Origin of the sequence: Citrobacter sp. S55_ASV_140 (genome assembly GCF_018919505.1) — a bacterium.
Classification (GTDB): Bacteria; Pseudomonadota; Gammaproteobacteria; order Enterobacterales; family Enterobacteriaceae; genus Citrobacter; species Citrobacter werkmanii.
On record NZ_JAHLQZ010000014.1, the window covers coordinates 14,707 to 28,360 of the forward strand.

Genomic DNA, 13,654 nt, shown 5'->3' on the forward strand with positions numbered 1-13,654 from the left:
TAGCGTACAAAAAGCGGGATAGCGATGCAGACCTGGTGGCGCTTAGGCCACCAGGCATCAGAGTCAATTAGCGGCGCGAGCGCACAATTTGATAGCGGCGGGTGAAGTACTCAAACGGCGCACTCCACACGTGTACAAGACGTGTGAATGGAAACAGTAGGAATATCGTCATGCCTAACACCAGATGGGCACGGAATATCGGCGCCACGCCATCCAGATGCGCAGATGCGCCCCCCTGGAAAGTCACCACCGACTGCGCCCAACCGACCAGTTTCAGCATTTCACTACCGTCAGGGTGTTGTGCGGAGAACGGAATAGTGGTTAAGCCGAGAATGCATTGAACCAGCAGAATGCACAGGATCAGAATATCAGCGGTGGATGATGTTGCGCGAATGCGTGGATTCGTCAGACGGCGCACCAGCAAACCCGCGCCCCCAACCAGCGTTAACACGCCGCAGACACCGCCGAGAATCATTGCCATTTGCTGTTTCACCGCAATCGGCAGGAACCAGGCATACATCCAGTGCGGGGTCAGCATGCCAAACAGGTGACCGAAAAAAATCCCCAGAATGCCGATATGGAACAAGTTTGACCATAACACCATACCGCGTTTGTCCAGCATTTGACTGGAAGAGGCGCGCCAGGTGTATTGCCCGTAGTCGTAACGCAACCAACTGCCGAGGATAAACACCGTGCCGCACAGATACGGGTAGATATCGTAAAAGAAGACGTTCAGATACTGTATCATTTCGGACCTCCCGCGCTGACGTCGACATACTGCGGCGCCACGTCCTGGCTAAAGCGTCGTTGATAGTTTTGTAACGGTGAACTGTCACAAGCGGTGGCGTTATCTTCGATAAACTTCACCTGTTCCTCTTCCCAGACCGCATCCAGGGCCTGACGGGTATCGTCACGTGTTTCTGCGCCAACCTGCCTGGTGACACTGTCACTTGAAAGAGGACTACCGGCAAGCAGCAGCAGGGCGTCAAACAACTGATACCACGGCGTATCGCGCTGTTTTAAGCGACCGCCAAGCAGTGCCAGAATGGGGGCGACATTCTGTAAACCTTCTTTGGCCTGGGCCTCCGGCAGCACGCTTAAATACTCCAGATACAACGGTAGATGATCCGGCAGCTCGCGGCAGTTTAGCTGGAGCCCGACCTTTTCGTACTGCGCCAGCAGATCAACCATCGCCTGGCCGCGATCACGCGACTCGGCATGGACATGTTCGAACAACAGCAGTGAGGTGGCACGCCCCCGTTCAAACACCTCGCACCATTCGGCTTGCTTATCCAGTAATGGCGCATTGAGCAGTGCCTGGCTAAATTCGATAAGCATTGGGGCATCGCTGGACACCAGCGCCAGCGCGTCGTCTTTACACTCCCACAGCAGTTCGTCCGGATATTCCATCAGCAGTCCGATAACCTTGAGGATTTGCATTATTCACCCTCCGCTTTATCGCGCACTTCGGTAATGTCGATGGCATCAATACGGCTGCTGTTAAACAGGTTGAACTTGGTATCCGAACCGTGACAGCCGTCGCCAAAGGTGAAACCACAACCGTTTTTCTCCGGGAAAGCGTCGCGCGCCATTTCACGGTGGCTGGTCGGGATCACGAAGCGGTCTTCATAGTTGGCGATAGCCAGATAGCGATACATCTCCTCTACCTGCTCGACGGTCAGACCGACTTCCTCAATGGCGCGGGTATCCGTCACGCCTTCGACGGTTTGTGAGCGCATATAGTGGCGCATCGCCATCATGCGTTTGAGCGCGCGTAGTACCGGGGCGGTATCGCCAGCGCTTAGCATATTGGCGAGGTACTGTACCGGGATACGCAGTGATTCCACCGCCGGTAAAATATTGCCATTGTGCGGCAGGCCACCGGCATCAGCGACCGACTGAATCGGTGACAACGGCGGCACATACCAGACCATCGGCAGAGTGCGATACTCAGGATGTAACGGCAGCGCCAGCTTCCAGTCCATTGCCATTTTGTAGACCGGCGAACGTTGGGCTGCGTCGATAACATTCTGTGGAATGCCTTGTTTTAACGCCTCTTCGATGACCGCCGGATCGTGCGGATTGAGGAACACATCTCACTGACGCTCATACAGGTCGGTCTCATGCTCGGTACTGGCCGCTTCCTCGATGCGGTCGGCGTCGTACAGCAATACACCGAGATAACGGATACGCCCAACGCAGGTTTCCGAACATACCGTCGGCTGGCCGGACTCAATACGCGGGTAACAGAAAATGCACTTCTCTGACTTACCGCTCTTCCAGTTAAAATAGATTTTCTTGTATGGACAACCGCTGATACACAAACGCCAACCGCGGCATTTGTCCTGGTCGATCAGCACAATGCCGTCTTCCTCACGCTTATAGATGGCACCACTCGGGCAGGTGGCGACACAGCTTGGGTTCAGACAGTGTTCACAGAGTCGCGGTAAATACATCATGAAGGTGTTTTCGAACTGACCGTACATCTCCTTCTGCATTTTCTCGAAGTTTCGGTCACGGGCGCGTTTTGAGAACTCGCCGGCGAGCAGCTCTTCCCAGTTGGGGCCCCAGATAATCTTGTCCATCCGTTTACCGTCGATCAAAGAACGTGGACGCGCAGTGGGCTGGTTTTTGCCTTCCGGTGCGCTATGCAGATGCTGATAATCGTAGGTAAACGGTTCATAGTAATCATCGATTTGCGGGATCACCGGGTTGGCGAATATTTTGGTAATCACCCCCATCTTGCCGCCCAGACGCGGTCTTATCTTGCCGTTGACATCGCGAACCCAGCCGCCTTGCCACTCTTCCTGATCTTCCCAGTTTTTCGGATAACCAATGCCTGGTTTGGTCTCGACGTTGTTAAACCATGCATATTCCATCCCTTCGCGCCCGGTCCAGACATTTTTACAGGTGACGGAGCAGGTGTGGCAGCCGATACACTTGTCAAGATTAAGAACCATGCCTACCTGTGAGCGTATTTTCATTTTTTCGCCTCCTGTACCTGATCGCGACCTTCATCATCCAGCCAGTTAATATTTTTCATTTTTCTAATCATGATGAACTCATCGCGGTTAGAGCCGACCGTACCGTAATAGTTAAAGCTGTACGCCAACTGCGCATAGCCACCGATCATATGCGTCGGTTTCGGGCAAACGCGGGTGACCGAGTTATGGATCCCGCCACGCATCCCGGTGACTTCTGAGCCGGGAATGTTCATGATTCGTTCCTGAGCGTGATACATCATGGTCATTCCCGGTGGCACGCGCTGACTCACTACCGCACGGGCGGTAAGCGCGCCATTGGCGTTAAAGGCTTCGATCCAGTCGTTATCTTCAATACCCAACTCTTTGGCATCGGTCTCGCTGATCCAGACGATGGGGCCGCCGCGCGACAGCGTCAGCATCAGCAGGTTTTCGCTGTAGGTGGAGTGGATCCCCCATTTCTGATGCGGCGTCAGGAAATTGAGCGCTTTTTCCGGGAAACCGTTAGGCGGAACGTCGCGCATTTCGCTAACGCTGCGGGTGTCGATAGGCGGACGGTAGGCCACCAGGCTTTCACCAAATGCACGCATCCACGCGTGATCCTGATACAACTGCTGGCGACCGGACAGGGTGCGCCATGGGATCAGCTCGTGGACGTTGGTATAGCCTGCGTTATAGGAGACATGTTCGCTTTCAAGACCGGACCAGGTAGGGCTGGAGATAATTTTGCGCGGCTGCGCCTGAATATCGCGAAAACGGATCTTCTCATCTTCTTTGTTCAACGCCAGATGCGTATGGTCGCGTCCGGTCATGGCGCCCAGCGCTTCCCAGGCTTTGACCGCCACCTGACCGTTGGTTTCCGGCGCCAGGGCGAGGATCACCTCCGACGCATCCAGTGCGGTGTCGATCAGCGGTCGACCTTTCGCCGGACCTTCGCGTTTGGTGTAGTTCAGCTTGCCGAGGAAATCGACCTCGGTCTGGGTATTCCAGGAGATACCTTTGCCACCATTTCCGAGTTTGTCCATTAGCGGGCCGAGCGAGGTAAAACGTTCGTAAGTGGCAGGGTAGTCACGCTCCACGACGGCGATATTAGGCGCAGTTTTTCCTGGAACAAGATCGCATTCGCCTTTGCGCCAGTCGAGGATGTCAAACGGCTGCGCCAGTTCTGCTGGTGAGTCGTGTTGCAGCGGTTGCAGGACGACATCGGTTTCTTGCCCAAGGTGCCCGACACAGACCTCCGAGAACACTTTGGCGATGCCTTTATAGATTTCCCAGTCGCTCTTCGATTCCCACGCCGGATCGACCGCCGCCGACAGCGGGTGAATAAACGGATGCATATCCGAGGTGTTCATATCATCTTTTTCGTACCAGGTGGCGGTCGGCAGAACGATATCGGAGAACAGACAGGTACTGGACATACGGAAATCGAGCGTGACCAGCAGATCAAGCTTGCCTTCAATCGCCGCAGCCTGCCATTCCACCTCTTCAGGTTTAATGCCCTCGCTTGAACCGAGCGCTTCTCCCTGGATCCCGCTTTCGGTACCCAGCAAATATTTGAGCATGTATTCATGCCCTTTACCGGAGGAGCCGAGCAGGTTAGAGCGCCAGACAAAGAGGTTGCGCGGATGGTTGTGGCCGCTGTCCGGCTGCTCGCAGGCAAAACGGATATCACCCGATTTCAGCGCTTGTGCGGTGTATTCCACAGGAGACAAACCAGCCTGTTCAGCCTTCGCTTTCACGGTCAATGGGTTGAGGTTAAGCTGCGGGGCGGACGGCAGCCAGCCCATTCTTTCGGCGCGTACGTTAAAGTCGATTAAATGCCCGCTAAATTTCGACGCGTCGGCTAGCGGAGAGAGGAGCTCCTGCGCGGTGAGTTTTTCATAACGCCACTGGCTGGAGTGGTTGTAGAAAAAAGAAGTGCTGTTCATCTGACGCGGCGGGCGGTTCCAGTCCAGCGCAAACGCCAGCGGTAACCAGCCGGTTTGCGGACGCAGTTTCTCCTGACCCACATAGTGCGCCCAGCCACCGCCGCTTTGCCCCACGCAGCCACAGAACACCAGCATGTTAATCATGCCACGGTAGTTCATATCCATGTGATACCAGTGATTAACGCCAGCCCCGAGGATGATCATCGACCGGCCATGAGTTTTGTGTGCCGTATCGGCAAACTCTCTGGCGATTTGTTCGATATGACGTCGTGGCACGCCGGTGATTTGTTCCCCCCAGGCCGGGGTGTAGGCTTTCACTTCACTGTAATCTTGTGCGCTATGAACGTCATCCAGACCACGATCGAGGCCATAATTCGCCAGCACCAGATCATAAACGCTCACTACCGGACAACTGCGGCCATCGACGAGGGTGAGGCGTTTTACCGGAAGTTGCCGTACCAGCACAGGTTCTTGTTTGACGCTGCGAAAATGCGGGTTTTCGTTACCGCCAAAGTAGGGGAATGCTACCCCCGCCACGTCATCATGCTGACCCAGCAACGAGAGGGAAAGTTCTGTTTCTGCCCCTGCGGCCAACGACTCGAGGTTCCATTTGCCCGTCTCCCCCCAGCGAAAGCCGATGGAGCCATTCGGCACGACCAGCTCACCGTCGCTGTTAAAGGCCACGGTTTTCCACTCCGGATTGTTGCTTTCGCCCAGACCGTCAACAAGGTCTGAAGCGCGCATCATACGTCCAGGCACGTAGCTGCCGTCTTCGCGTGCCTCCAGCAGAACCAGCATTGGCATATCGGTATAGCGGCGGCAGTAATTGAGGAAGTAGTCGCTGGGCCTGTCGAGGTGGAACTCTTTCAGGATGACGTGGCCCATGGCCATCGCCAGCGCGCTGTCGGTGCCTTGTTTTGGTGCCAGCCACTGGTCGCACAGTTTGGCGACTTCCGAGTAGTCTGGCGTAATGGCAATGGTTTTAGTGCCTTTGTAGCGCACTTCGGTAAAAAAGTGCGCGTCAGGCGTACGGGTCTGTGGGACGTTAGAACCCCAGGCAATAATATAACTGGAGTTATACCAGTCGGCGGATTCAGGAACGTCGGTCTGTTCGCCCCAGGTCATTGGCGACGCAGGCGGTAAGTCGCAATACCAGTCATAAAAGCTCAGGCAGGTGCCGCCAAGAAGGGAAAGATAACGCGTGCCTGCGGCATAGGAGACCATCGACATTGCCGGAATAGGTGAAAATCCGGCCACGCGATCCGGGCCGTAGGTCTTTACCGTCCAGACGTTGGCGGCGGCAATCAACTGATTAAGTTCTTTCCAGCTAGAACGGATAAAACCACCGCGACCGCGTACCTGCTTGTAGCTCTGGCATTTTTGCGGGTCGTTCATAATCGATTCCCAGGCCAGCACCGGGTCGGACTGGCGGGTCAGGGCGTCGCGCCACAGTTCGATCAAACGTTTACGCACTAACGGATATTTCAGGCGGTTGGCGCTGTAAAGATACCAGGAGTAGCTGGCGCCGCGCGGACAGCCGCGGGGTTCATGATTTGGCAGGTCAGGGCGGGTGCGCGGGTAGTCAGTTTGCTGCGTTTCCCAGGTCACCAGTCCGTTTTTGACGTAGATTTTCCAGCTACATGAGCCGGTACAGTTCACGCCGTGGGTAGAGCGCACAATTTTATCGAACTGCCAGCGCTGACGATAACTGTCTTCCCAGTCCCGATTGGTGTGCATCACTTGCCCATGCCCCTCGGCAAACGTATCGCCCTTTTGTTTAAAGTAGCGAAAGCGATCTAACAGTTTACTCATGACATAACTCCTGCTTCGATAATATTGCCGACGATGAATCGCACACCAGGCCTGCCTGAATGTCCGATCCAGCGGTATCCATTTCGTTATTTTTTTTGTGATTTACGGCCATAGACCAGCCAGGTCACCAGCACACAGACGATGTAAAACACCAAAAATATTTTCATAGCCCCCACCGGAGAGCCGGTTAGCGCCAGGGATGAACCAAACGCTTTGGGGATGAAGAAGCCGCCCACAGCGCCAATGGCTGAGATGAATCCAAGCGCGGCGGCGGTGTCGGTTACCGCTTCACGCTGGGCCTGTTCCTCTGTACCACCGCGCAGTTTCACCCGGTAAATCGTTATTTTGCGAAAGATCACCGCAATCATCTGGAAGGTCGACCCGCTTCCCAGACCCGCGGTCAGGAACAGCCCCATAAACACCAGATAGAAGGCGACAAAGTTTCCTTCACCGGACCCCGGCAGAGTAAGAAACAGCAGGGCGCTGAACAGTGCCATAAAGATGAAGTTAATTAACGTGACGCGTACACCGCCGAACTTGTCAGAGATGACGCCGCCCGCCGATCGCGCAAGCGCGCCGATGAAGGGGCCGAAGAACGCCAGTTGCAGAATATCCACGTCAGGAAATTGCGTTTTCGCCAGCATGGCAAAGCCCGCCGAAAAGCCGATAAATGACCCGAAAGTTGCAAGATACAGCAGGCTTAACAACCACAAGTGAAAACGCTTGAGGACCGGTAACTGGGAAGCAATAGAAGCCTTCGAACTGGCAATATCATTCATTCCCATACCTGCCGCCAGGGTGGCTATTAGCAGAAGTGGAACCCAAATCCATGCGGCATTGACCAGCGACAATAACGAGCCATCAGCTTGCGGTACGCCCTGGACGCCCAAAAAGGTAAATATGGGCAGAAAAATCACCAGCGGCGCGATCAACTGCATCACGCTGACGCCGAGGTTGCCAAGACCGCCGTTAACGCCCAGCGCGCTGCCTTGCTTTGCTTTGGGGAAGAAAAAACTAATATTGCCCATGCTGGAGGCAAAGTTAGCGCCAGCAAAACCGCACATCAGCGCAATAATAATAAATACTCCAAACGGAGTAGCGGTATTTTGCACGGCAAATCCCAGCCAGACGCAGGGAATAACCAGAATAATCGTGCTAAAAATGGTCCAACGGCGACCGCCAAATATAGGTACCATAAAGGAGTAGGGAACGCGCAATATTGCACCAGAAAGGGAGGGTAATGCCGTTAATAAAAACAGTTGATCGGTGGTGAAATTAAAACCAATTTTATTCAGATTGACGGCTACGGCGCTAAACAGCATCCAGACGCAGAAGGCAAGCAAAAGGCAACTTACTGATATCCAAAGATTTCTACGAGCAATGTGCTTGCCTTTGTTTTCCCAAAAGGCAGGGTTTTCTGGTTTCCAGTCAGTCAAAAGATAACGATTATTTTTCTCATTTAATGATGACATATTATTCTCCATGCACATGCCGTTCATGAAAAAGAAATAAACGCATACAGGCCGCGCGGCTTCTTTTTAGAAACTATTGAAAGGTTTTGGGAATATTGACTGAAAGAATAGATAAAAAAGCGCAATAACGCGGGATAAGGGGAGAATTACAGGTTGGTTAAGTGTTACTAATTGTAAACTTAAATGATGTATTGTTTGTTCATCTATAACATCAACTAAATAACTCCAGCGTAATCATACGATCCAGGTGGTGCTCGAAAGCGGGATCGGCCATTTCCTCTATGCCCAACACATACATACCATCCAGGCCGCAGACCACTGCGATTAAACGCCATGCGACATCGGCGGCATCTGGGGTGGATAAAAACTCACCGGCTTTCTGTCCCTGAGTGATGATGTTAGCCGTTTCCTCATGCCACATCCGCATGGTCAGCAGATAGGCGCTTTTGATCTCAGGATCTTTATCTGCCAGCACCTGTGCTTCACGCCACAGCCTGATATGGGGTTCGAACCCGCCATCTTCGCTGCCCAGCATGGCATGCAGCCGTTCCCGAAAACTGGCGTTTTCGCTGACCAGTTCAGCATCAAGCAGGGTACGGATCAGGCGCACAAAAGCCTGTGACTTGAGTTCACCGGCAGAGGAAAAGTGATGATGCACCTGACCCGTCGCCACATGGGCTTCCGCCGCTATACGTCGTACGGTCATGGCAGTAAACCCTTCTTCCAGTGCAACGCGCATCGCCGCTTGCAGAATCACTTCCCGACGTTCATCCCGGTTCAGATAGCTCATCATTCCTCCTGTATCTCTATAGCACGCAGTCTAACAAAAAGTTGGACATACGTTCAATTTTCCGTAGGATCGCTAAAGCTGGACATGTGTCCAGTTTCGGTTTTGTTAGGGAGTTTTATGTTTCGTCAGTGGTTAACGTTAGTCATTATTGTACTGGTCTACATCCCTGTTGCGATTGATGCAACGGTGCTGCACGTTGCCGCGCCCACGCTGAGTATGACGCTGGGTGCCAGTGGTAACGAGCTGCTGTGGATTATTGATATTTATTCGCTGGTCATGGCTGGCATGGTGTTGCCAATGGGGGCATTGGGCGATCGCATCGGTTTTAAACGTCTGCTGCTGTTGGGCGGGGGGGTATTTGGCCTGGCATCGCTGGCCGCTGCGTTTGCCCACAGCGCCAGTTGGCTGATTGCCACGCGGGCGGTATTAGCGATCGGGGCGGCGATGATTGTTCCGGCTACGCTCGCGGGTATTCGCGCCACCTTTGCCGAACAGCGTCATCGCAATATGGCGCTCGGCGTCTGGGCCGCTGTCGGTTCCGGCGGCGCGGCGTTTGGGCCATTAGTAGGCGGCATACTGCTGGAGCACTTCTATTGGGGATCCGTGTTCTTAATCAATGTGCCTATTGTTGTGGTGGTAATGGCATTGACGGCTCGTTTCGTGCCACGCCAGGCTGGACGTCGCGATCAATCGTTAAATTTTGGTCATGCGATAATGCTGATTGTCGCTATTCTGCTGCTGGTCTATAGCGCCAAAACCGCCCTGAAAGGTCATATGGCGACCACTGCCATCGTGCTGACATTGTTAACCGGAGCATTGCTGTTGGGGCAGTTTGTCCGTATCCAGCTAGCGGCTACCCGGCCAATGATTGATATGCGGCTGTTCACGCATCGCATTATCTTAAGTGGCGTAGTAATGGCGATGACCGCGATGATTACGCTGGTTGGTTTCGAATTGCTGATGGCTCAGGAGCTCCAGTTTGTGCACGGTTTGACGCCGTATCAGGCCGGTCTGTTTATGCTGCCGGTGATGCTGGCAAGTGGTTTCAGCGGCCCCATTGCCGGCATGTTGGTGTCACGTCTGGGATTACGTTGTGTGGCAACGGCGGGTATGGCGCTTAGCGCCGTCAGTTTTTACGGTCTGGCGATGACGGATTTCAGTACGCAGCAAATACAGGCGTGGATATTGATGGCCTTGCTCGGATTCAGCGCGGCAAGTGCGCTTTTGGCCTCAACTGCGGCAATCATGGCAGCAGCCCCGGCAGAAAAAGCGGCAGCGGCTGGCGCCATTGAGACGATGGCTTATGAACTTGGCGCTGGGCTTGGCATCGCTATCTTTGGCTTACTGTTGAGCCGTAGCTTTTCTGCCTCGATTCTGCCACCTGCCGGACTTAATCCGCAGGAGATAGAGCGCGCCTCATCATCAATGGGTGAAGCGGTGCAACTTGCGCATTCGCTCCCGTCGTCGCTGAGTGAGGCATTGCTGGCGGCTGCCAGAGAAGCCTTTACCTGGTCACATAGCGTGGCCTTAAGCAGCGCTGGCAGTATGCTTATCGTATTAGCGATAGGGATGTGGTTCAGTCTGGCAAAGCTACAGCGTCAATAACTAGTGGGCTAAATGACAGGGGTAATCCATCTCTTCGACTTCTTTTCCACTCAAGCGAGCGTATTGCCCCGTCAGTCTCCAGAATGCAGGTTGAGTTTCCGTATAGATTTCTGCCGCTAACACCAGGCGGCGGCGATCTACCTCGTTAAGTTCCAGTAGCGTCCACGGCACAAAATAGCGTTCGCTACCCGTCAGGGTAAACCACAGCGGGCACCCACAGCCGGAACAGAAGAAACGTTCACCACGATTTGAAGAAGGAAAGTGTGAGGGTTGGGCTGAATCCGGCGACATCTGCGGATGAGCGCTGGCCTCCAGATACATAGCGATGCCACCCGACCATTTCTGACACAACGTACAGTGGCAGGCATAGACATCCAGCATTTCGACGTCAACGGTAAAATGACTCTGTCCGCAAAGACAACGACCAGTGAACGTCTGCACGGCATACTCCTTATGACCGAGACTACATCAAGAGAAAAAGCCAGCCCCGAAAGGACTGGCTTTGTATTCAGACTACAACAAAATTAGAACTGGTAGTTCAGACCAACAGCCACGATGTTGTCAGTGCTTACACCGGCAGTGCGGGTGAAGTCGTTGTCATCCAGCAGGTTGATTTTGTAATCAACGAAGGTAGACATGTTTTTGTTGAAGTAGTAGGTAGCACCCAGGTCAACGTATTCAACCAGATCCTGGTCGCCGTAACCATTGATGTCTTTACCTTTAGATTTCAGGTAAGCAACGGACGGACGCAGACCGAAGTCGAACTGGTACTGAGCAACAGCTTCAAAGTTCTGTGCTTTATCAGCGATACCGTTAACTTTAGAACCATAGGTGGTCATGTTGCGGGTTTCGGAGTAGGTGGTTGCCAGGTAGATGTTGTTCGCATCATATTTCAGACCAGCAGCCCATACTTCAGCGTTTTTACCGTCAGCTTTGAACGCGCTGCCAGCACTGCTCTGAGAGTCAGTACGGTCAGATTTCGCATAGGTAGCACCTACGCCGAAGCCTTCATACTCGTAAGTAGAAGACAGACCGAAACCGTCGCCATTAGCTTCTTTGTCTTTGCTACGGTCATTTTTGCCCTGATACTGAGCAGCAAAGTTCAGACCTTCAACCAGACCGAAGAAATCGGTGTTACGGTAGGTTGCAACGCCGGTAGCACGCTGAGTCATGAATACGTCAGTCTGGGTCCAGGTATCGCCACCGAACTCTGGCAGAACGTCGGTCCATGCGCCGATGTCGTAAGCTACGCCGTAGTTACGACCGTAGTCGAAAGAACCGTATTCAGCGAATTTCAGGCCAGCGAATGCCAGACGGGTTTTGTCTGCTTCGGAACCCTGATCTTCAGAACGGTTGCCTTTGAATTCATATTCCCACTGACCAAAACCAACCAGTTGGTCATTGATCTGAGTTTCGCCTTTGAAGCCCAGACGTGCGTAGGTTTTGTCGCCATCGCTGCTGGTGTCATCAGAGAAATAATGCTGAGCGTGAACTTTACCGTAGATATCCAGTTTGTTTGCGTCTTTGTTATATACCTCAGCCGCGTTTACTGCACCTGCCGCCAACAGGCTAGTCACTGCCACTGCAACTAATTTAAGTTTCATTCTAAATAATCCTTATAATTTTTTCTTGGTGTGTTTCCTAAACCATTGCTAAACGAAGGGGTTCGTCAATGGCAAACCATTTTTAAATGACGCAGTGGTATAAGTTCAATAATAAGTTTCATAATATTGCGAAATATTTGAAGTTGTGTGATCCAGATCTACATAATACAGCTGATTGTATTAATCTTAATATGTGACAAATATGATGAGATATATTTACGCAGGGGACTATTATGGCAGCTATGGTTTAAATGGCGTTAGTTTCGCTTGTATAATATATACATGCGGAGGGTTATAGATAAACATGAAATACTTTCACGCGTTAACTAATAATCATATATTTAACATTTAATTAAACAAATATAAACAAAAAACACAAGTGCAATGCGCAATAATTATCCATCAGCCTGGCTAAAGTATAGCCGGATTTTATTTATTTGTGATAAAACCCGGTTTTTTTTCAGGCGCGGCGCGTTGCCAACCAGCAAAGTAACGAGCCAGCGCAAACCATCAGCGCGCCTTGCCAGAAAGAAAGTGATAGCGGGGCGCTGAGTAGCACGGCGGCAAGCGCGGAGGACAGTACGGGAGTAAAATAAGAACCCACCGCCATAATGGTGACATTACCGTGCAAAATACCAATATTCCACGCAGCATAGGCAAATCCTAACGTTAATGCTGCAGTGAACATTTTAATCGTCACCGGAGTGCTGAAAACCATTTCCGGCTGAGGGGTGACAAAATAGTAAACCCACAGACTTGCGGCTGTCAGTAAGACGAACACCGTGATGCCGTTAAAGCCTTTTGCATATTTATTGGTCACTGTGCAATATGTGGCCCAGATAAAAGCCCCCAGAAAGGCGAGAAAATAACTGAGCGGACTACTGGCAACATTGCTGATAATTTCGCCAGGATTGAGGCCATTTTCACCACCTAATACCCAACAAACACCGGTCAATGCGATAATTAATCCAGGAATGACCAGCCAGGTTGATTTTTGACCATTAAATAATATGGCGAACAATATCGTCAGGCTTGGCCAGAGATAATTTACCATCCCGACTTCAATAGCCTGATGACGGGTAGCGGCATAACCCAGGGCCAGTGCTAAACAAATTTCATAGCTAACAAAAAGCACGCTACCGGCGATTAAATAGCGAACAGGAATTTTTCTGATATTTGGAAATCCGACGGTAAATATGAGCAACAGGCCGCTTAATGAAAAAATCATCGCTGCGCCGCCAGCAGGTCCCAGTCCCTCACTCACTCCCCGAATAAGTCCAACCATCGTGCTCCAGAGTACGATGGCAATCAGACCAATTAACGTTGCTTTTTGTTTTGTCATTCTGTTTCTCTGTTCATACCACTGGCAAAAAATAAGCTGAAATTTATAGCACTTTTACACCGTAGCACGCTAATTAATTACCTTTTGCATACCTCCTTATGGGTACAAGGGTTAAACAAA

9 protein-coding genes and 1 pseudogene are annotated in these 13,654 nt (G+C 52.1%); 1 reads left to right on the top strand and 9 read right to left on the bottom strand.

Annotation, left to right across the window (positions count from 1 at the left end):
- Window positions 1–67: 67 nt before the first annotated feature.
- From narI to KQJ18_RS04305, 6 genes and pseudogenes are all read right to left on the bottom strand, one after another.
- Entirely contained in the window at window positions 68–748 is a 681-nt protein-coding gene (narI, locus tag KQJ18_RS04280; RefSeq protein WP_038640663.1) for a respiratory nitrate reductase subunit gamma, read from the bottom strand.
- Complete coding sequence (gene narW, locus KQJ18_RS04285; RefSeq protein WP_216421515.1) at window positions 745–1,440, bottom strand: nitrate reductase molybdenum cofactor assembly chaperone; 696 nt, start codon at window positions 1,438–1,440, stop codon at window positions 745–747. Before narW ends, narI begins: the two co-directional genes overlap by 4 nt.
- Window positions 1,440–2,984: pseudogene (gene narH, locus KQJ18_RS04290) on the bottom strand (nitrate reductase subunit beta). Before narH ends, narW begins: the two are co-directional and overlap by 1 nt.
- On the bottom strand, window positions 2,981–6,721 hold the full coding sequence (locus tag KQJ18_RS04295; protein ID WP_216421517.1) for a nitrate reductase subunit alpha: 3,741 nt from the start codon (window positions 6,719–6,721) through the stop codon (window positions 2,981–2,983). The pseudogene narH and the gene KQJ18_RS04295 overlap by 4 nt, the downstream one beginning before the upstream one ends.
- A gap of 86 nt (window positions 6,722–6,807) precedes the next feature.
- On the bottom strand, window positions 6,808–8,193 hold the full coding sequence (locus KQJ18_RS04300) for a NarK family nitrate/nitrite MFS transporter (protein WP_216421521.1): 1,386 nt from the start codon (window positions 8,191–8,193) through the stop codon (window positions 6,808–6,810).
- A gap of 211 nt (window positions 8,194–8,404) precedes the next feature.
- A complete protein-coding gene (locus KQJ18_RS04305; RefSeq protein WP_085048192.1) occupies window positions 8,405–8,983 on the bottom strand; it encodes a TetR family transcriptional regulator in 579 nt (192 codons plus the stop codon).
- Window positions 8,984–9,100: 117 nt separating this feature from the next.
- Here KQJ18_RS04305 and KQJ18_RS04310 point away from each other — a divergent pair, with 117 nt between their 5' ends.
- Window positions 9,101–10,588 carry an MFS transporter gene (locus KQJ18_RS04310; protein ID WP_199979960.1) on the top strand — a complete coding sequence of 496 codons (1,488 nt, stop codon included), beginning with the start codon at window positions 9,101–9,103 and terminating at the stop codon, window positions 10,586–10,588.
- Here the strand turns inward: KQJ18_RS04310 and KQJ18_RS04315 are convergent, their stop codons facing one another.
- From KQJ18_RS04315 to yddG, 3 genes are all read right to left on the bottom strand, one after another.
- Window positions 10,589–10,969 (bottom strand): GFA family protein, encoded by a 381-nt coding sequence (locus tag KQJ18_RS04315; RefSeq protein WP_087856632.1) that lies wholly within the window; start codon window positions 10,967–10,969, stop codon window positions 10,589–10,591. It abuts the gene before it with no gap.
- A gap of 143 nt (window positions 10,970–11,112) precedes the next feature.
- Window positions 11,113–12,192, bottom strand: a complete 1,080-nt coding sequence (ompD, locus tag KQJ18_RS04320; protein ID WP_216421523.1) for a porin OmpD — start codon at window positions 12,190–12,192, stop codon at window positions 11,113–11,115.
- Window positions 12,193–12,652: 460 nt separating this feature from the next.
- Window positions 12,653–13,534: an aromatic amino acid efflux DMT transporter YddG gene (gene yddG, locus KQJ18_RS04325; RefSeq protein ID WP_121529058.1), complete on the bottom strand. Its 882-nt coding sequence runs from the start codon at window positions 13,532–13,534 to the stop codon at window positions 12,653–12,655.
- Between the last annotated feature and the right edge of the window lie 120 nt (window positions 13,535–13,654).